This window comes from Rhizorhabdus phycosphaerae, assembly GCF_011044255.1.
GTDB classification, from domain to species: Bacteria; Pseudomonadota; Alphaproteobacteria; order Sphingomonadales; family Sphingomonadaceae; genus Rhizorhabdus; species Rhizorhabdus phycosphaerae.
Genome location: NZ_CP049107.1, coordinates 1500834 through 1519583 on the forward strand (window position 1 = coordinate 1500834; position 18750 = coordinate 1519583).

The 18750-nt window shown below is 64.8% G+C and carries 20 protein-coding genes; 5 read left to right on the forward strand and 15 right to left on the reverse strand.

What is annotated here, in order from left to right; translation table 11 throughout:
• Positions 1–140: 140 nt before the first annotated feature.
• From pcaD to G6P88_RS06845, 7 genes are read right to left on the reverse strand one after another with little or no spacing between them, the layout of a single operon-like run.
• Positions 141–935 carry a 3-oxoadipate enol-lactonase gene (gene pcaD, locus G6P88_RS06815; protein ID WP_165322477.1) on the reverse strand — a complete coding sequence of 265 codons (795 nt, stop codon included), beginning with the start codon at positions 933–935 and terminating at the stop codon, positions 141–143.
• Positions 932–2125: a 3-oxoadipyl-CoA thiolase gene (pcaF, locus tag G6P88_RS06820; protein ID WP_165322478.1), complete on the reverse strand. Its 1194-nt coding sequence runs from the start codon at positions 2123–2125 to the stop codon at positions 932–934. The genes pcaD and pcaF overlap by 4 nt, the downstream gene beginning before the upstream one ends.
• Positions 2122–2769, reverse strand: a complete 648-nt coding sequence (locus G6P88_RS06825; protein ID WP_165322479.1) for a 3-oxoacid CoA-transferase subunit B — start codon at positions 2767–2769, stop codon at positions 2122–2124. Before G6P88_RS06825 ends, pcaF begins: the two co-directional genes overlap by 4 nt.
• A complete protein-coding gene (locus G6P88_RS06830; protein WP_165322480.1) occupies positions 2769–3485 on the reverse strand; it encodes a CoA transferase subunit A in 717 nt (238 codons plus the stop codon). The genes G6P88_RS06825 and G6P88_RS06830 overlap by 1 nt, the downstream gene beginning before the upstream one ends.
• Positions 3485–4414: a catechol 1,2-dioxygenase gene (gene catA / locus G6P88_RS06835; RefSeq protein ID WP_165322481.1), complete on the reverse strand. Its 930-nt coding sequence runs from the start codon at positions 4412–4414 to the stop codon at positions 3485–3487. Before catA ends, G6P88_RS06830 begins: the two co-directional genes overlap by 1 nt.
• A 25-nt stretch (positions 4415–4439) precedes the next feature.
• Complete coding sequence (gene catC / locus G6P88_RS06840) at positions 4440–4736, reverse strand: muconolactone Delta-isomerase (RefSeq protein WP_165324972.1); 297 nt, start codon at positions 4734–4736, stop codon at positions 4440–4442.
• Positions 4736–5899, reverse strand: coding sequence for a muconate cycloisomerase family protein (locus tag G6P88_RS06845; RefSeq protein WP_165322482.1), 1164 nt, complete (start codon positions 5897–5899; stop codon positions 4736–4738). Before G6P88_RS06845 ends, catC begins: the two co-directional genes overlap by 1 nt.
• 101 nt (positions 5900–6000) lie before the next feature.
• Between G6P88_RS06845 and G6P88_RS06850 the strand changes: the two genes are divergently transcribed.
• Complete coding sequence (locus G6P88_RS06850) at positions 6001–6909, forward strand: LysR family transcriptional regulator (RefSeq protein WP_165322483.1); 909 nt, start codon at positions 6001–6003, stop codon at positions 6907–6909.
• On the opposite strand, the gene G6P88_RS06855 is transcribed toward G6P88_RS06850, so the two are convergent.
• The 3 genes from G6P88_RS06855 to G6P88_RS06865 are packed head-to-tail and all read right to left on the reverse strand — an operon-like array spanning position 6906 to position 9698.
• The gene (locus G6P88_RS06855) at positions 6906–8219 is read right to left on the reverse strand and encodes an NAD(P)/FAD-dependent oxidoreductase (protein ID WP_206335888.1); all 1314 of its coding nucleotides are present in this window, start codon (positions 8217–8219) and stop codon (positions 6906–6908) included. The genes G6P88_RS06850 and G6P88_RS06855 overlap by 4 nt on opposite strands.
• Positions 8155–9345 (reverse strand): SRPBCC family protein, encoded by a 1191-nt coding sequence (locus G6P88_RS06860; protein ID WP_165322484.1) that lies wholly within the window; start codon positions 9343–9345, stop codon positions 8155–8157. Before G6P88_RS06860 ends, G6P88_RS06855 begins: the two co-directional genes overlap by 65 nt.
• Positions 9342–9698 carry a hypothetical protein gene (locus G6P88_RS06865; RefSeq protein ID WP_165324976.1) on the reverse strand — a complete coding sequence of 119 codons (357 nt, stop codon included), beginning with the start codon at positions 9696–9698 and terminating at the stop codon, positions 9342–9344. Before G6P88_RS06865 ends, G6P88_RS06860 begins: the two co-directional genes overlap by 4 nt.
• Before the next feature lie 253 nt (positions 9699–9951).
• Here G6P88_RS06865 and G6P88_RS06870 point away from each other — a divergent pair, with 253 nt between their 5' ends.
• Together G6P88_RS06870 and G6P88_RS06875 are read left to right on the forward strand one after the other, a co-directional pair.
• Positions 9952–10701, forward strand: a complete 750-nt coding sequence (locus tag G6P88_RS06870) for an aspartate/glutamate racemase family protein (RefSeq protein WP_226946755.1) — start codon at positions 9952–9954, stop codon at positions 10699–10701.
• A gap of 23 nt (positions 10702–10724) precedes the next feature.
• Positions 10725–11747, forward strand: a complete 1023-nt coding sequence (locus G6P88_RS06875; protein WP_165322486.1) for an AraC family transcriptional regulator — start codon at positions 10725–10727, stop codon at positions 11745–11747.
• Between the two features lie 59 nt (positions 11748–11806).
• Here the strand turns inward: G6P88_RS06875 and G6P88_RS06880 are convergent, their stop codons facing one another.
• The 5 genes from G6P88_RS06880 to G6P88_RS06900 are packed head-to-tail and all read right to left on the reverse strand — an operon-like array spanning position 11807 to position 15381.
• The gene (locus G6P88_RS06880) at positions 11807–12115 is read right to left on the reverse strand and encodes a non-heme iron oxygenase ferredoxin subunit (RefSeq protein WP_165322487.1); all 309 of its coding nucleotides are present in this window, start codon (positions 12113–12115) and stop codon (positions 11807–11809) included.
• Complete coding sequence (locus G6P88_RS06885; protein ID WP_165322488.1) at positions 12112–12606, reverse strand: nuclear transport factor 2 family protein; 495 nt, start codon at positions 12604–12606, stop codon at positions 12112–12114. Before G6P88_RS06885 ends, G6P88_RS06880 begins: the two co-directional genes overlap by 4 nt.
• Positions 12603–12977 carry a hypothetical protein gene (locus tag G6P88_RS06890; RefSeq protein WP_165322489.1) on the reverse strand — a complete coding sequence of 125 codons (375 nt, stop codon included), beginning with the start codon at positions 12975–12977 and terminating at the stop codon, positions 12603–12605. The genes G6P88_RS06885 and G6P88_RS06890 overlap by 4 nt, the downstream gene beginning before the upstream one ends.
• A gap of 13 nt (positions 12978–12990) precedes the next feature.
• Positions 12991–14184 carry an aromatic ring-hydroxylating oxygenase subunit alpha gene (locus G6P88_RS06895; RefSeq protein WP_165322490.1) on the reverse strand — a complete coding sequence of 398 codons (1194 nt, stop codon included), beginning with the start codon at positions 14182–14184 and terminating at the stop codon, positions 12991–12993.
• A gap of 30 nt (positions 14185–14214) precedes the next feature.
• Positions 14215–15381 (reverse strand): acetamidase/formamidase family protein, encoded by a 1167-nt coding sequence (locus G6P88_RS06900; protein WP_165322491.1) that lies wholly within the window; start codon positions 15379–15381, stop codon positions 14215–14217.
• Between the two features lie 417 nt (positions 15382–15798).
• On the opposite strand from G6P88_RS06900, the gene G6P88_RS06905 reads away from it, so the two are divergent.
• Positions 15799–18201: a TonB-dependent receptor gene (locus G6P88_RS06905; protein ID WP_226946756.1), complete on the forward strand. Its 2403-nt coding sequence runs from the start codon at positions 15799–15801 to the stop codon at positions 18199–18201.
• A 56-nt stretch (positions 18202–18257) separates the two neighbouring features.
• Positions 18258–18740 (forward strand): nuclear transport factor 2 family protein, encoded by a 483-nt coding sequence (locus tag G6P88_RS06910; protein ID WP_226946757.1) that lies wholly within the window; start codon positions 18258–18260, stop codon positions 18738–18740.
• The last annotated feature ends 10 nt before the right edge of the window (positions 18741–18750 follow it).

Below are 18750 nucleotides of genomic sequence, written 5' to 3' on the forward strand. Positions count from 1 at the left end.
CTTGGTTGCAGCGGGAGCACGCGGGTCTCTCAGTCAGCGGGTGCCGAAGAACGTCCCGCTGATGCACCCTGTTAGCACGGAAGTTGCCGACGCGATAGCGGCGCGACCAGTTGGCCGTCCGTCACATCCGTCTGTCCGCCTCACCGATCCGCCAGAAAATCGGCGATTAGCCGGGAGAATTCTTCCGGCCGCTCGAGGTTGGAAAGATGCGCCGCATCGAGCGACGCATAATGTGCGCCCGTGATCGCTGTAGCGATAGCCTGACCCTGCGATGCCGGCGTGGCAGGGTCCCGCTCGCCGGCAACGACCAGCGTTGGAACGTCGATGAGGCGCACGACCGGTGAAAGGTCCATGTCCCGGATCGCCGCGCAACAGCCGGCATAGCCCGCCGGATCGGTCGCCAGCAGCCATCCGCGCACCATCGCCACGATCCCGGCCTCGGCGACCCGGAACTCCGGTGTGAACCAGCGCTCGATCACGGCATCCGCGATCGAGGCCATGCCATGTCCGGTCACGGTCGCAATGCGCTGCTGCCATGAAGAGGGTGGCCCCATGACGCTTGCGGTGTTCGCGAGAACCAGCCTGGTGAGACGTTCCGGCGCATGGACGCCCAGCAATTGACCGGTCATGCCACCGAGCGAGAGACCGCAGAAGGCGGTGCTTTCGACGCCCAGCTCATCAAGCAGGTCGACCACGTCCCGACCGAGGCGATCGAGACCATAGGCACCGACCGGCGCCGAGGATCGCCCATGACCGCGCGCGTCATAGCGCAGGATGCGATGGGTCTTCGCTAGGGTGGGCATCTGCGGGGCCCACATCTCCATCGTCGTCCCGAGCGAGTTGGAGAGGGTGAGCATCGGCGCCCCCGCTTCTCCGTCCATGCGCCACGCAATCCGACACCCGTCGGCGACGGTGGCAAAGCCTTCGCTGATCATATCCGCTCCAATGCCAGGGATACGCCCTGCCCGACCCCGACGCACAGGCTGACCATCGCCCGGCGCCCACCCATATCTTCAAGCCCGCGCAGGGCGGTCAGCGCCAGCCGCGCGCCCGACATGCCCAGCGGATGGCCCAGCGCGATCGCGCCGCCATGCGGGTTCACATGGGCCGCATCGTCCGGCAGGCCCAGGCCGCGCATAACGGCGAGGGCTTGCGCGGCGAAAGCCTCGTTGAGTTCGACGAGATCGACATCGCCGAGCGTCCAGCCGATCCGCTCGAGCAGTTTTAGTGTGGCAGGCACCGGACCGATGCCCATGATACGGGGTTCGACGCCGGCGGTCGCCATGCCGAGAATGCGCGCGCGCGGCTGCAGCCCATGCCGCTCGACCGCCTCTGCACCGGCAAGCAGAAGCGCTGCGGCGCCATCGTTAACGCCAGAAGCGTTGCCCGCCGTGATCGTCCCGTCGGGCCGGACGATCGGCTTGAGCGACGCCAGTGTTTCCAGCGTGGTTTCGCGGGGATGTTCGTCACGATCGACGATGCGCCGCGTCTTGCCGGCCCCGACCTCGATCGGCAAAATCTCTCCCGAACGAAAATGCTCAGCAACGGCTGCGCGCATCTGGCTGCGCCACGCGAAGCCATCCTGATCCGCTCGCCCGATACGCATTTGCTCGGCCAGATTTTCGGCGGTCTCGGGCATCGAATCCACGCCGTGAAGCGCCCTCATCGTCGGGTTCACGAAGCGCCAGCCGATGGTGGTGTCCTCAAGCGTCTGCCCGCGCGAAAAAGCGGCAGGCGCCTTGCCCATGACGAAGGGCGCGCGGCTCATGCTCTCGACGCCGCCGGCGATGACGACCCCGGCCTCTCCGCAGGCAATGGCCCGCGCGGCGCTGCCCACCGCATCGAGGCCCGATGCGCACAACCGATTTACCGTCGCGCCCGGCACCGAAACGGGCATGCCGGCCAGCAGCGCGGCCATGCGGGCGACGTTGCGATTATCTTCCCCCGCCTGATTGGCGCAGCCGAGCAGGACCTCGTCGATCGCTTCCGCCGGGAGCCCGGGATGGCGCGCCAGCAGTGCCGAGATCGTCCGGGCGGCCAGATCGTCGGGGCGAACCGTCGCCAAGGCGCCGCCATGGCGACCGATCGGCGTACGGATGCCATCGCAAAGAAAGACCGGTTTCATGCAGCCGTCGGCAGCCGGACGGGGGCGCCGGTCGCGGCAACGACCTCCTCGACCGAAACGCCGGGAGCGCATTCGACGAGGGAAAGCCCCCCGGCCTGCTTGTCGCACGCCAGGACGCAGAGATCGGTCACGATCAGGTCGACCACGCCCTGCCCGGTCAGCGGCAGCGAACAGCGCCTGACGATCTTGGGCGCGCCCGAGCGGCTGACATGCTCCATGACGACCACGACCCGGCGCACCCCCGCGACGAGGTCCATCGCGCCGCCCATGCCCTTCAGCATCTTGCCCGGAATCGACCAGTTGGCGAGGTCGCCGGTCTCGCTGACCTCCATGGCGCCGAGTACAGCAAGGTCGATATGACCGCCCCGGATCATCGCGAAGCTGTCGGCGGAGGAGAAATAGCTCGAGGTCGAAAGCTCGGTGATAGTCTCCTTGCCCGCATTGACGAGATCGGAGTCCTCCTCCCCGTCGAACGGATAGGGCCCCATGCCGAGCATGCCATTCTCGCTCTGCAGCGTAACCTTGGCACCCGACGGAATATGATTGGCGACCAGCGTCGGAATGCCGATGCCGAGGTTCACATAATAGCCATGGGCCAGTTCGCGCGCAGCCCGCGCCGCCATCTCGTCTCTCGTCCAGGGCATCAGACCGTCTCCACCGGGCGCGGCCGGGTGGTCCGCTTTTCGATCAGGCGCGAATAGGCGGCACCGCGAACGATGCGGTCGACATAAATGCCGGGCGTATGAACCTGATCCGCCGGGATCGCGCCATCGGGCACGATCTCCTCGACTTCGACGATAGTGACCTCGGCCGCCGTCGCCATCACCGGGTTGAAGTTGCGCGATGTCTTGCGGAACAGGAGATTGCCTTCGCTGTCCGCCTTCCATGCCTTCACGATCGCCAGATCGGCGCGCAGCCAGCGCTCGCGCATATAGCTGCGGCCTTCGAACGTCTCGACGGGCTTGCCTTCCGCCACGACCGTACCAACGCCCGTTGCCGTGTAGAAGGCAGGGATACCTGCGCCACCGGCACGGATCCGCTCGGCCAGCGTCCCCTGCGGCACGAGTTCGAGTTCCAGCTTGCCGTCGAGATACAGTTCCTCGAACAGCTTGTTCTCGCCGATATAGGACGAGACCATCTTCCGGATCTGGCCGTTGGCGAGCAGGGTCCACAGCCCGTAGCCGTCCGCCCCGCAATTGTTGGAGATGACGGTCAGGTCGCGCACCCCGGATGCCCGGATGGCGGGGATCAGATTTTCGGGATTGCCCGTCAACCCGAACCCGCCGGACATGATCGACATGCCGTCGAAGAGAACACCCTCGAGCGCCTCCTCCGGCGTGGCGTAGATTTTCCCTGCCATCACTGCGCCTGTGCGAGCGCCCGCGTCCGGGCCATCAGTTGCTCCTCGTCGGCGAGTGCCGCGGGAAGCAGGGTGAAGTCGAAGTCGATCTGGCTGAACGGCCCGTTGAGCTGTTCCGCGCGAATGGCTTCCGGCTCCTCCTGCCGCACGACCTGCGGAATCAGCTCGTCATGGGTCGCGAAGGCGAAATCGTCATGGAGGAAAGGATCGCCGTCGATGTTGATCTGCGTCGTCAGATGGCGATAGCCCGGTGCCGACACGAAGAAATGGATATGGGCAGGACGATTGCCATGCCGGCCGACCGCCTTGAGCAGGGACTCCGTGCTGCCATTGGGCGGCACCGCATATCCCGACGGCACGACGCTGCGAAAGGCATAGCTGCCGTCTGCCGCCGTCTCGATCCGCCGCCGGTTATTATAAGGCGACTGCGAAGGATCGAAAGTCGAATAGGCGCCCTTGGTATTGGCATGCCAGACATCGACCACTGCGCCTGCGATAGGCTGGCCGTCGGCGCCCCTGACGACACCGCGCATCAGCAGGACCTCGCCGGTGTCGGTCCCGTCGTCCAGCCTGGCGCGGCCCTTTTCGAGCGGCGCGCCCGGCACATAGAGCGGACCTTCGATCGTGCGCGGCGTGCCGCCCTCGACGCCGGCCGCCTTGTCCGCAAGGTCCATCCGGATATCCAGAAAATGGTCGAAGCCGAGACCTGGCGCAATCAGGCCGAACTCGGGCGCCGCCTGCTGCAGAAAGTGAAGTGCGGACCAGAATTCCTCCGCCGAGATGTCGAACTCGTCGATCGTCGAGAAGAGGTCGGAGACGAGCCGGCGCAAGATCGCCTTCGTCCTGCTGTCGCCTCCGCTCCCGTCGAGGCCGGCGATGCGATCGAGATAGGCCTGGATGTCCGGGCTTTGCACCAAAGTGGATGCCATAGTGTCTCTCCTGTGTTTTGCGTGTTCAGCGATCGCCGTCGCGGATCGATGAGGGATGCCGGCAGAGCGGGATCACCTTGATGTCCATGAAGGGGAAAAGCGGAAGGCCGGTGAGCAGTTCGTGCAGCGCCTCGTTGCTCTCGACATCGAAGATGCTGGTGTTCGAATAGAGCCCGACATGCCGCCACAGATGGCGCCAGCGGCCATCCTCCTGGAGCGCCGCAGCATAGGCTTTCTCACGCGCCTTGATCTCGTCGAACGTCGCGGGATCGACCTGATCCGGCGAAGGCACGTTGACCTTCATCTCGACCTGAAACAGCATCATGCGCTCTCCTTGGTGCGGGCACCCACAACTGTACGAGCTGGTCCGTCGCGCCTGAATCGGACAACCTTATCCATGTCCAGCGACACGCCGAGCCCCGGCCCGGTCGGCAGGACCAGGCCGCAGTCGCGATAAGCGAGCGGCTCGGTCAATATCTCCTCGGTCTGAAGCAGCGGGCCGAACAATTCGGTGCCCCAGTCCAGCCGGGCGAAGGTGGCATAGAGCTGTGCGCAGGCAATCGTCCCGACGCTGCCTTCGAGCATCGTGCCACCATAGACCCCGATATGCGCCGCATCGGCAATCGCCGCGACCTTTCCGGCCGCGAACAGCCCGCCCGCCTGGGGCGGCTTGATCGAGAAGGCGTCGGCCGAGCGCGAACGGGCGAAGTCGAGCGCATCATGCGGGCCGCGCAGCGCCTCGTCCGCCATGATCGCGATTGTCGAGCCTTCGGTGAGCCTGCGCATGCCCTCGCGGTCCGCGCGCGGCAGCGGCTGCTCGATCAGATCCACGCCGGCATCGGCGAGCATGTCGGCGCCACGGCGCGCGGTCTGTTCGTCCCAGGCCTGGTTGACGTCGACCCGCACCGAGGCCCGTTCACCCAGGGCGCGCTTGATTGCCGCGACATGCGCGACGTCGTCGGCAAGACTGCGCTTGCCGATCTTGAGCTTGAACACGTCATGGCGACCGGCGTCGATCATCGCCTCGGCTTCGGCGATGTCGCGCGCCGTGTCGCCGCTCGCCAATGTCCACAAGACGGGCAGCCGATCGCGAAGGCGACCGCCGAGCAACTCGCTCAGCGGAAGACCGCAGCGCCGCGCATCGGCATCGAGCAACGCGGTCTCAAGAGCATTTTTCGCGAAATGGTTGCCGACCACATGGCGCGTCACGAGCGCCATCAGCGACGCCGTATTCTCCGCCTTCGTTCCCAGGACGAGGGGCGCCATATAGGTGTCGATGGCGAGCTTGATGCCCTCGGGACTCTCATCGCCATAGCTGAGACCACCGATCGTGCTCCCCTCGCCCATGCCGATGACGCCATCCGAGCAATGGACGCGAACGATCACCATGACCTGCTTGCTGATCGCGGTCACCGAAAGCACATGAGGGCGTATCGTCGGGATGTCGACGATCCAGGTATCGATCTTGTCTATCTGGAAAGGCATCAGGCCGCTTTTCTGAGTCTTGAAATCATCGTTTTTCTAAGCGATGCCTCGATCACGCGACAGGATCGATTGGGTCCGCAAACATACTCTGAAGGTATGATATGGAATTGAGGCACCTGCGCTACTTCGTCGCGGTCGCGAACGAGCGGAACTTCACGCGCGCTGCCGAAGTGCTCAACATCGCGCAACCGCCCCTCAGCCGGCAGATCCGCCAGCTCGAGGAGGAGATGGGTGTCGAACTGTTCGATCGCGAGGCCCGCCCACTGCGCCTGACCGAGGCCGGCCGGCTTCTCCATGAACATGCGGTGCATGTGCTGGCGGGCGCCGAGCAGTTGCGCGTGATGATGCGCGGGCTTGCCGGAAAGGGGCATCGCCGGTTCGTGATCGGCTTCGTCGGTTCCACCCTCTACGGCGCATTGCCCGAAGTCATCAGACGCTTTCGCGACGCCGAACGCCATCTCGAGGTTTCGGTGATCGAATGCTCGACCGTGGAGCAGATCACCGCCCTCAAGGAGGGGCGCATCGACGTCGGCTTCGGCCGCCTGCGGTTCGAGGATCCGGCGATCCGGCGTATCGTCCTGGCCGAAGAACCGCTGGTGGCAGTGGTTCCCCCCGATCACCCGCTCGCCCTCTGTGGCAAGGCGATCCATCTGGCCCAGATCGCGGACGAGCCGCTGATCGTCTACCCCCGCCCTGCCCGTCCGAGCTATGCCGACCAGATATTGGGCATATTTCACGATCTCGGCCTGCAACCCGGCCCCGTGCAGGAGGTGCGCGAGCTCCAGACCGCGATAGGGCTGGTCGCCGCCCATGCCGGACTCAGCATCGTGCCTGGATCGGTCCGGAGAATGCGCCGGGACGACGTCGTTTATCTTCCAGTCGCCGACCGCGGGGCCAGGTCGCCCATCATGATGATCCACCGCACCGGCGACGTATCGCCCGAACTGACCCGGCTGATCGACATCGGGGTCGAACTTCATGCCGGGGTGGACGCCGGAGAGCACGGCTAGGCCAGCGATTTTAGCGCGATCGATGGATCCGCAAGCAGCTTCCGGTCGGGTCGAGCCCCGCTACGGACCAGGTGACGCGCGGCCATGAAGTCCTTGGGGGCGTTGATCGCATCGACAGCGACGACGCGCCCCTCCTGCAGATAGACGACGCTGAACGGCACCTGCCCGGCATCACCCCGCACGACGATCTCATCGGCATCCTTGGTGAGTCCGGCCGTCTGCAGACGGCACTCATATTGATCCGACCAGAAGGTCGGCACCTCACGGTAGATGCCGGGATTCCCCAGGATCGTGTCGGCCGCGGCTCCTGCCGAGTCATTGGCATGTTGCACCGACTCCAGCCGCCAGAGGCCGCCGGCGAAGTCGTTCGGGTGGCGCGAACAGTCACCGATGGCGAGAATGCGCGGTTGCGAGGTACGGCATGCCTCATCCACCAATATGCCGGCGTCGCAGGCAAGCCCGGCCTGCTCGGCCAGCCCCGTGTCGGCATCGATCCCGATCCCGACGACGACGAGATCGGCAGGCTCGACGGTTCCGTCCGCCAGGCGCACGCCGGAAACCTGCCCCTCGCCTTCCAGGCCTGAAATCGCGCTTCCGAGCAGCAGCCTTACGCCCCGCTGGCGATGGAGCGCCTCGTAGAAGGAGGAGACGACCGGCGACGTGACACGCGCGAGGACGCGGCGCTGCGTCTCGATCAGGGCGACCTCCTTGCCGAGCTGTCGGGCGGCAGCAGCCACTTCCAGGCCGATGAACCCTCCGCCGATCACCACCAGCCGCCGCGCCTCGCCAATGGCCGCCCCGATCGCCTGCACGTCCCGCAAGGTGCGCAGATAGTAGATGCCGGCCAGGTCGCTGCCGGGGCAGTTCAGCTTCCGAACCTTGCCGCCGGTCGCCAGCACGCACCATGCGAAATCGACATGACGGCCATCGGACAGCTGCAGACCGTCCTTCTCCGCGTCCAGCGCCGTCGCCGCGCATCCCAGCGCCAGCTCGATCGCGGCAGTCGACCAATAGTCGCTTTCGCGCAGCAATATCCGTTCTATCTCGATCGTGCCGAGGAGGCAGGCCTTGGACAGCGGGGGACGCTCATAGGGTGCCACCGGCTCGTCGCCGACGAGCAATATGGATCCGCCGAACCCCTTTCTCCGCAGGGTGCTCGCCAGCTCGGCACCCGCATGGCCGGCCCCGACGATGACCACGTCGCGATACATGAGCAGCTCCTCTCCGAGCGCGATTCCGTCGGCGTCAGGCGAGCCCTCGCACGCAGCGATCGACCCCGTTGCCCAGATGGCGCGCGAGCATCTCTTCATCCTGGAAATGGATATGGCTCTTCGCGCCGGACTTGAGCTGCGCGCAGATCAGCTCGTGCGTGAAGCAATCTTCCATCATCGGATCGCGCAGGCCGACCTTGGAATATTCACGGGCGAACAGCTCGCCCGCAGTCTTCACGGGCGGATAATAGCCCTTGATCTCCCATATGCTGCGGTCGACCGCCTGCGGCCATATGTTGAACGTGAAGAACAGCCCGTTGAGCAACCCGACGAAGAAGTTCGGGAAGATGTGCCAGAAGTCGAACGATCCACGAAAACGATAGCCGTCGCCTTCGGCCTCGGTCTTGGTCCCGAAGGCCTGGACCGTGCCAGTGCCGAAGCGGCTCGCGAGCAGCGCCGTCGGCGGCGGGGTGAAACTGTCCGGCGGCGGGGATCCCAGCACGCCGTGCAGGCCGTACAGCTCGATCGCGGCATGGCGATATTGATTGCCGTCGACCTTGACCGCACGCGCCAGCGTCTTTTCGTGCAGATAGGGCAGATGCCAGCCTTCGAGCTGCGCTTCCTGCAACGTCTTCCAGTTGACCGCTTCGTCGATGCGATAGGAAAAGGCCGGCGTGAATCCCTCGAAGTCGAACCGACCGATCTCGTCGGCGACGGGCCCGAGATAGTCGAGGAGGCTCTCTTCCGGCTCCTTCGCCAGATTGACGAAGATGAAGCCTTTCCAGACCTCGCAATGAACTGCTGTAAGGCCGTTTTCCTCGGCCTTCACGCCCGGAAAATTGGCGGCGTCGCTGATCTGTACGAGCTTGCCGGTGGTGTCGTAGACCCAGCCGTGGAAGCGACAGGCGAGATAGCCGCGACAGGAGCCCTGCGCATCCCATGCGACCGGGGCACCGCGATGCGAGCACATGTTGTGGAAGGCGCGATAACGACCGTCCTTGCCGTGGATGATCAGCAGCGAGGTGTCGACGATCTTGAGTTCCTGCACGAAATAGTCGCCCGGCTTCGGCGCCTGCAGGACATGGCCGACATTCAGCCATTTGCGTCGAAAGACGCGGTCACGCTCCAGGGCGAAATAGTCGGGCGATGTGTACCGTTCGACGGGGATCGGGTCGCTGCCCTCCTCGGGATAGCGCTCCGTGAAGCGGCGGGGGGCTGTGCTCATGCGCGCCCTCCCAGGCCGGCGAGCGGCCAGGCGTCATGGGTGGGTACGAAGCGGTCGATCGGAAAGACATATTTGGGCTGCGGGTCCTCGTACATCTCGATTGTCGCCGAGCATTCCGCAAGCGCCAGGCACAGGTCGAGCAGGCGCCGCTCGGCGCCCTCGATCGCCGCAAGTTCGAAGCCCCCGAGATATTCCAGCGCAGCGCCGCCGCGTTCGATCATCACCTCATAAAAGGCCCGGCTTTCCTCCATGGTGGCGGACCAGCGCTTGCTGTTGCGCTCCAATTCCGTGGGGCGGGCCCAGTCGAGAAAGGGCTCCAGATCTTCGAAGCCTCGGGGCAGTGACGCGGTCATGGCGATCTCTTCCGGCTGATTGAGACGCAAGCCTGGGCCGAACATGGAGGCGCCGCTATCCTGATCCCGCAATCGCTGACCGCTCAGCGCGGAATATGCGCCGAGCGGTCTGATACTACGTGATACTCGTTAGGTATAATCAACGCTCGATTGAGTATTGGACACTGCAGCCCGAAAATGCGGAACTTTGGCACTATCGGCGTCTGGCCGAGCAGAGCGAGTACCAGACCTGAAATGGATGTGGGGAGCTTCCGTGGTCCAAAAGATCAAGATGATCGTGCCGGTGCCCGTGCCCCAGGCAGCCCTTGTCGGCTTCGCCGCCCAGATTCCGCCCGGACTTCTGAGGCCGGGCATCGAGGTGACGTTCGCCTGCGCGGCGCGCGGCGGAAGCACGTTGGACTCCCCCTATGAGGGGGTGATCGCCGACGCTTTCTGCCTGGAGGCGGGCGCCACCGCCGAAGAGGAAGGCTATACGGCGGTGTGCATCAACTCGATGAGCGATTCGGGCGTCGCCGGTCTGCGCTCCCGCCTGTCGATCCCGGTGGTCGGCACGGCCCAGTCCACCTACGCCCTCGCCACGCAGCTCGGCCGCCGCTTTTCCATATTGAGCATGTGGGATCGCTGGCGCTGGCTCTACGACAAGGTGATCGGCGAGCAGAAGCTCGAGGACCGGCTCGCCTCGATCCGGTCGATCGGCGTCCGCCCCGACACGGCGGAGTTGCTCGCCGGCAAGGAAGACAGCGTCTTTCCCCTCCTGCTCGACGCCGCGCAAAAGGCCATCGAGGTCGATGGCGCCGACGTCCTGATCCTCGGATCGACGACGATGCACCAATCGCACGCATTTCTGGCCGAGAGACTTTCGGTTCCGATCCTCAATCCGGGCTTGGTGGCGTTCAAGACTTGTGAAATGCTGCTCGACTTGAAGCTGACGCATAGCAAGCGCGCTTATCCGGATCCGGAGGGGACGGCTGATACGATTTTCTCGGCGGCCATGGGGGCATAGCTGGGCAGCGGAGGTCGGGACAGATGATCACGAGCTTGGACACACCCCGCAACTGGGACGGCACGGGAATGCCGCTTTCCAGGCTCGCGCGCCTCGTCACGGGGAACATCGACGAGGTCCACGACCATATGAGCCGGATGTTCTGCCCGCACGATCTCCGGATCGAGGGGGGCAATCCGCCGATCGCCTTCCGCCACCATCAGGCGTCGCTTCGCTCGGTGACCTTCAATGCCACCGACTATGGCAATCCCTATGGTCGCGTGGTGGTCAACATCCCGCCGATGAGCGAACTCTATCTTGTGCAGTTCTCGCTTTCCGGCGTGGCGCAGATCGCCCAGGGGAACGCCGTCGTCGAACTGCTGCCGGGGCAGATGTGCGTCCTGGACCCCGAAGCGCAGGTCAAACAGACCTTCGGCGAGGGCTACAAGCATTTCACCGTCAAGATTGCCAAGAGCGGACTCGAGAGCGTGCTCGCGCAGGAACTGGGCTTCCGCCCCAAGGAACTGCATTTCTCCTCGCAGCCGGTGCAGCTGGAGGGCGCTGCCGCTGCGTTCGCGCATCTCGTCCGTACGATCTGCGACGATCTCGATCACGGCATTGCCGGCTTCAACCACGCGCGTGCCTGCGGCTCGGTCGAGGAAGCCCTCCAGCGGCTGCTGCTCGCGGCGGTGCCGCACAATTATTCGGAGCTGTTCGACGCGCCACAGTCCACTCCGGCGCCTTATTATGTGCGGCGGGTCGAGGACTATATCCACGAGCACGCGCGCGAAGCGATCACGCTCGACGAGATGATCGTCATTTCCGGCGTCAGCGCGCGGTCTCTCCATGCAGGCTTCCGGCGCTTCCGCGACACGACACCGATGGTCTATCTGAAGAACCACCGGCTCGACCTGGCGCATCGCCAGCTCAAGGTCGCCGCCGATCAGGGGCTTTCGGTAACCGAGATCGCCTTTTCCTGCGGCTTCACGCATCTGTCCAAATTCGCGCGCGACTATCTAGACCGCTTCGGCGAGCGCCCCTCGGCGACACTGAAGCGCTTCGGCTGAGATACAAGAACCCCGGCCGGAAGGGGTTCCGGCCGGGGGCGGTTCGATCGGTTGATGGATCAATCCGCGAGTAACACGTCCTCTCCCACAGTCTCGACGCGGTAGGTCCTGATCGCGACCGAACAGGGCGCCGCGACCGGCTCCCCGGTACGGATGTCGAAACTGCCGAGATGGTAGGGGCACAGGATCCGGCCGTCCTCTATCTCTCCTTCGGACAGCGACGCATCGCCATGCGTACAGAGATCGTCGGTGGCATAGAAGGCGCCGTCCATATGGTAGACCGCGAGAACGCGGCCATCGCCGAGATCGACCTGGCGAACCTCGCCCTCGGGAACATCCCTGATCGCACAGAGCTTCGTCATCGTCATAGCTGCACCGGTTTCTTGAATTGCCATTCGGGAAGAGCCTCCCCCTGAATCCGGACGTCGAGGACGACCCGGGTGAAACGCCATCCCGCTTCGGTCCGGCGAAGTTCGCTGTCATACCAGCCCCCGAACCAGCTGTCGGTCGCCCGGGCCGCTTCGGCCATCGTGCACAATTCCCAGAGATACCAGTGGCATCGCGCGGTCGTGCAATCGGGACCGATCTCGATCAGTGGCGAGACCATATAGTGGATCGACCAGAGCACCCGCCCTTCCGCCAAGGCGGCCAGGCCCGAGGCGATCGCATCGCGCCCCTCGAGCGCGGCGAAGCCTTCGGCCGACCAGGCCGCTTCCGGCGCGAACAGCGGCCCCAATATGGCCGGATCATTCTTGCGATCCGCGCCATGGGCATAGCGCGCCACGAGATCGGATATCTCGGCACGCGCCTCCAGCCGGGCCAGGCGGTCCTCCGTGGAGAGACCGCTGGCGCCGATCATTGAAAACCCATCGGCTGCAGGCCCTGCCAGGTCGGCTGACCGCCGTGGACGGCGATGAAGCGCCCTTCCTCGAAGGCATAGGGCACGCCGACCGCACCACCATAGAGTTCGATATGGGGCGCGACCTCTGCCAGGGAGAGCGCGATGCCGTAGAGCGGGCGCAGCTCTTCGGGCAGAGCACCGAGCGGATATTCGTCCAATGCGGAGAGGATATCCTCCAGCCGGGGAAGCACGGCGTCGTAGAAGGCACGCAGACCTTCCGAAGTGGCCGCGAGCCGTCGCTGCTGCCGCTCGTCGGCCGTCGGCAGCGCCCAGTCGAGAAATGGCGCGAGGTCCGCAAAGGCGGGGGGCAAGTTCGGTTGGTTAGTCATGCTCTCATTCCCGTCAGGCGTTCACGAACTGCTCGACGACGATCGCGCCGTGGCGGATCAATATCTCGTCGTCCTGCAGATGCTGGATCGACTTGGCGCGCGACTGCATCGCACGCTGCGTGTCCTCCATCGTGGCCGTGTCCTCCAGCCAGGCGTTGCGCTGCAACGTCATCGCATGCTCGATCGCCCAGCGCTGGGCATTGGTCTGGGGCGCTTTCACATAATAGCGCCCTTCCCACAGCGTCCGGTTGTGCGCGATCGGCCAGAACTGATGCGTGAACCAGATCCCCTCCGAGATGTGCAGCAGCGTGTTCGGGAAGATCACGCTGAGCTCGAAGGCGAAATCCGAGCGGCGGTCGGGATTGATGAGCGGCGGCAGCATCGACTCCCCGCGGAGCGAGACGAGGCTGGCACCGGCGATCCGGTTGGCGACCCCGGCGACCGGCGTGGGCTTTGCGTCGAGCGTCAGGCACACCGCGCAGGTGCGGTGCGGGCCCATCAGCTTCACATTCTGGAGCCCCGTCGAAAAGACGTTCGGGAAGGAGCCGGCATGGATCGTGTCGACATGATAGGCCTCGGCAAAGGCGTCATGCGCGACTTTCCAGTTGCACTCGAGCTCGGTGCGGTAGGTGAAACCATAGTCGAGCTCGTCGAAGGGGAAGCCGCGAAAATGCTCGGCATAATCGCCGAGGAACTCGGCAAGGCTGTTCTCCGGCTGCTCCGCGACGTTGACGAAAAGGAAGCCTTCCCAGCTCTCGAGATGGATCGGCGCCAGCCCGTTCTTCTGCTTGTCGAAGCAGGCATAGAAACGGTCCTCGCTCGGTACGCTCTTCAGCGCACCGTCCGCGCCATAGACCCAGCCGTGGAAACGGCAGGTAACGACCGCCGCCTTGCTGCGCCCATAGGTCTCCTGGCCATGTTCGGTAACGACGGTGTTGCCGCGATGCGCGCAGGCATTGTGGAAGGCACGGATCTGACCGTCCTTGCCGCGCATCACGATCACCGAGGTGTCGGCCGCCTCGAGCCGCTTGACCTTGTAGTCGCCCGCCTTGGGAAGCTCGTTCGCGCGGCCGACGCACAGCCAGACCTTGCGGAATATCTTCTCCTTTTCCTTCGCGTACCAGTCGGGCGAGATATAGGGTTCGGTCGAAATCGGGCCCGAACCCAGTTCGGGATAAGCCTCCAGCCAGCGATGCTCGGCATTCATTGCATGTCTCTCCGATAAGGGCGCGGCGCGTCAGTCGACGAAGATGTCGAGCGGCAGCACCGCGGAAACGATGATGTTGGGAACGTCGACCAGTTGGCCGATGCGCAGATCGACGGCGGCCGCGCAGATCGCATAGGCCTGCTCGCGGCTGTAGCCCCTGGTCTCGACGATCCAGTCGATCATCCGGAGCAGCGCGTCGCGGGCGGCGAGCGTCAGGTCCTCCGAAAGATTGGTGAGGGCGGCGACTTTGGGGCTGTCGAGATAGGCCAGATGCGGTGGCACCTCGCCCTTCTTCTTCACCGGCATACCGACAATCGCGTGGAAGCGCGCGGGTTCGGTGTTGCGCAGTTGCCCCCCGCCCGAGACGTGCGGGAAGACGATGTTCTTGCCGCCGCCCTTGATCACCTCGCATTTAAGCGTGACGCGCGCCGCCATCTCGACGGCAGTGCCGCAGACCTCGCCATCGCCTTGGGCGAAGTGGATGTCCCCGGTCCAAAGCCCGGCACCGTCCACCAGCACGGGGAAGATGACGGTCGTGCCGACCTGCATGGCCTTGATGTCCATATTGCCGCCATTTTCGCGCGGGGCGACGGTGCGGAGCCCTTCGGCGGCATAGGGAGCGCCTTCCCCGAACAGATGCGCCGGCAGGGCTCGACCGGGATCGGGCATCAGGGCGAAGCCGCCGGCCGCCGCGAGCGCTCCCTCACGCTCCAGCGCCGCCGCGACTTCAGGCTCGCCGGGCAGGACGCCGATCGAGCCGGGAAAGGCACACATCGGGACGCGGACGCCGGGGATCTGTTCCGATACCGCGCAAAGGCGATCGAGCTTCCAGTTGGCGATGAACGGCCCCGGGATGACATCGCGCAGAAAACCGAAGCCGGGTACGATGACGGTATAGCCATAGTCGGAGGGTGCTATGTCGACGATAGTGACCGCCAGCGCATCCCCCCGCTCGGCACCCTCGATATAGACCGGGCCGGTCATAGGGTGGACGCGGTTAAGGTCGCAGGCGGCGACATCCGCAGGCTGGGTCGACCAGTCGAACTGATCATCGAAGGCGTCTCGCGTCTCGTAAACGACATAGTCGCCCGGCTTTGCGCGAGCGACCGGCTCCAGCGCCCAGTGCAGCCGGTTGAAGCAATTGGGGTCGTCCTTGGCCGTGGCTCCGCTGCGCTTGACTTCGACGGTGTTCGACATGCTGTTCCCTCGCGCTCGGCCGAACCTGTCGGAACGGCCTCGTGACTGTCGCAAGGATCATGGGCGGAGGGCGGCGGCCGCCGCTATCCCGCTGCCGAGATCAGTAGCCGGTCACCGCAATCAAACGGCGGCGCATGACGATGTGAGCAGGCCCTTCTACCGCGCGTTCGCCCGCGTGGGGGGCCCATTTCCCGGCCTTTTCGCGCCGGGCAATTCAATCGCGCTGAGATGTTGCTGATCGCAGCAACAGGCTAGCGCCAAAAGCGCCGGTGATGTTGCATGCAATGGTCATCGGGCCATGCGCCCGGATGGGGCGAATTGCGGCAGGACAAGCGAGGGCGCTGATCGGGGGAGACGTCGCAGGGACGTCCGGTCGTCGCCATTCGGCCTGTGCGCATGGGAGGAAAGGGAAATAGTATGACAAGGGTGAACAAGGCGCACAGTGCGCCCCGCGCCGGCAGCCGGCGCTGGCTCGCAACTCTCGCGATCGGCGCTTCGCTGCCGAGTCTGCTAATCGCAACGGAGGTCCGAGCGCAGACGGCTACCGCCGCCGAAGAGACTGCCTATGAAGGCATCGAGATGATCACCGTCACCGCGCGTCGGCGGGCGGAGTCGATGCAGGACACGCCGATCGCGATCTCCGCAGTCACCGCCGAGGGGCTGACCGCCCGCGCGATCGACAATGTGACGCAGATCGGCGACTTCACCCCGAACGTGAAGTTCAACAGCTCGGTGCCCGTCTCGGCGAGCAACGCGACCGCCGCCATCTTCATCCGCGGTATCGGGCAGAACGACTATCAGCTGTCCGCGGACCCCGGTGTCGGCCTCTATCTCGACGGCGTCTACATCTCGCGCGGCGTTGGCAACATCCTCGACGTGCTCAATGTGGAACGCATCGAGGTGCTTCGCGGTCCTCAGGGAACGCTGTTCGGCCGCAACACGATCGGCGGTGCCGTCAGCGTCGTGACCAAGAAGCCGTCGGACACCCTCGGCGGTACGTTGGAGGGAACAACCGGCCGCTTCAACCGCATCCAGCTCAAGGGCTCGATCGACATTCCTCTGGCCGAGGGCATCTATTCGAGCTTCGCGGGCTTCTACCACAAGCGCGACGGCTATGTGAAAGGTGTCATCCCGGCCGCCCCCGATCTCGGCGACACCGATCAGTTGGCGGGCCGCTTCGCCCTCCGCCTGGAACCTTCGGAGTCGGTCACGATCGACCTCGCGGTCGACGGAACCAGAGCGCGCGAAAATTCCGCGCCGAACGTCGCGATCTCGATCGACGAGAACGCACCGGCACCGCAGGTCTGGAATGCGGTCTATTCGGGCGCGCCGGGCATCTGCGCCAACAGCGCCAATGCCGCCCGTCTGACGGACCAGCGTTGCTACAACAGCCAGTGGGCGCTGGCGCCCTATCGTCATGGCGGCACCTTCAGCGCGATCTCGCCGGTCTTCGCCAATGGCAATCCGGAACCCTATCAGTCGGCGTCTGACCTCAACATCTGGGGCGTGTCGGGCACGCTCGAATGGAAGCTGTCGGACGCGCTGACGTTCAAGTCGATCACCGCCTATCGCAAGGTGACCGGTTTCTGGACGCGCGACTCCGATCACAGCCCGGCATCGATCGTCCAGACCAACAGCGACTGGACACAGGATCAGTTCTCGCAGGAGGTACAGCTTCTCGGCGACATGTTCGACGGTAGCTTCAACTGGGTCCTCGGCGGCTATTATTCGGACGAGCATGGTAATCACAAGGATCTGGTCAACATCGTCGACGCAGTGTTCCTGTCCGGTGCGGTGCTCGACGGCAAGAGCCTCGCCTTCTTCGGCCAGGGTACCTACGAGATCGTCAAGGACCTCAACCTGACCGCCGGCATCCGCTGGACCGAGGACAAGAAGAGCTTCGGCAACGCCAACCAGTTCGTGGTGGACGCCGGCTTCCTGCGCGGTGCGCCGTTCAATCCCGACGGCTCGGGCCTGCAGGACGGCGATCCGCTAATGGGGCCGCTCGGACAGACATCGACGATCAAGGACACCGCGTGGACGCCGATGGTCAGCCTGGCCTATCGCTTCAGCCCAGAACTGCTGACCTATGTGTCCTACTCGGAAGGCTTCAAGGGCGGTGGCTTTACCCAGCGCGTCTTCCCGCCCTTCGCCTTCATCCCGTCGTTCAAGCCGGAAACCAGCACGACCTATGAGTTCGGCTTCAAGTCCGACCTGCTCGGCCGCAAGCTGCGCGTGAACGGCGCGGTGTTCATGAACGATTACGACAATCTTCAGATCACGGTGAACGATCCGACGCTGGGCTTCGCACCGATCATCCAGAACGCTGCCAAGGCCCGCATCAAGGGCTTCGAGCTCGAGATGCAGGCCCGCCCGGTCGGGGGGCTGCAACTGGACGCGGGCATCGGCTATCTCGACGCCAAATATCGCAGCGTCGACATCCGCGCGCTCAACGCCGGCGTGACCACGGCCACGAAGCTGCAGAACGCGCCGAAGTGGACGCTCAGCGCCGGTGCTTCCTATACGATCGAGGTCGACGGGGTGGGCAATTTCCAGCCACGCGTCGACTGGTCCTACCGCTCGCGGGTGTACAATGACGCGGTCAACAACCCGCTGCTAGTGCAGGACGGCTATCATCTGGTCAACGCGTCGATCGCCTATAGCGACGCCGACAAGCGCTGGGGCGTGACCGTCGGGGTGAAAAACCTGACCAAGGAGGTCTATCTCGGCTCGGGCTATGCCGACTCCTTCGGCGGCGTCGTCGAAGGCGTCTACGGGCGCCCTCGCGAATGGTTCCTGAGCGCCCGCTACACTTTCTGAACGACCATGAGGGGCAGGCCCGCGCGGCCTGCCCCTGTCTTGAAGGAGAGAGACTCATGGCGATCGAGACGCTGGAAAGGCGCGTGGCCAGGCTCGAGGCGCTTCGCGCGATCGACGATCTGATCGGCGACCTCGGTCGTGCCTTCGACGCAGGCCCCTCCGCCGAAGCGCTCCGCCCGCTCTTCACCGACGACGCATGCTTCATCATCGACAGCTACGGCCTGTTCGAAGGGCGGGAGGCCATTGCCGAGGGAGTCGCCGGCAATGCGGAACAGGGCTTTCGCTGGACACTCCACTATCTCGTTTCCCCCAAGGTCTCGCTCGACGCCGGGCTCTCTTCGGCCGAACTCGAATTCTATCTTTGGGAAGTGGCGACCGCGGCCAGCGGGCGCGCTTACTGGATCGGCGGCAAATATCTCGCGGCCGCCCGAGCCGACGCCGGCCGATGGTGCTTCTCGCGCCTCGAACTCCGCGCCGACCTGATCTCGCATTATCCGGACGGCTGGACAGCGAAGCCCCCGGCCCTGGCGGACGCCTGAACCGCCACCT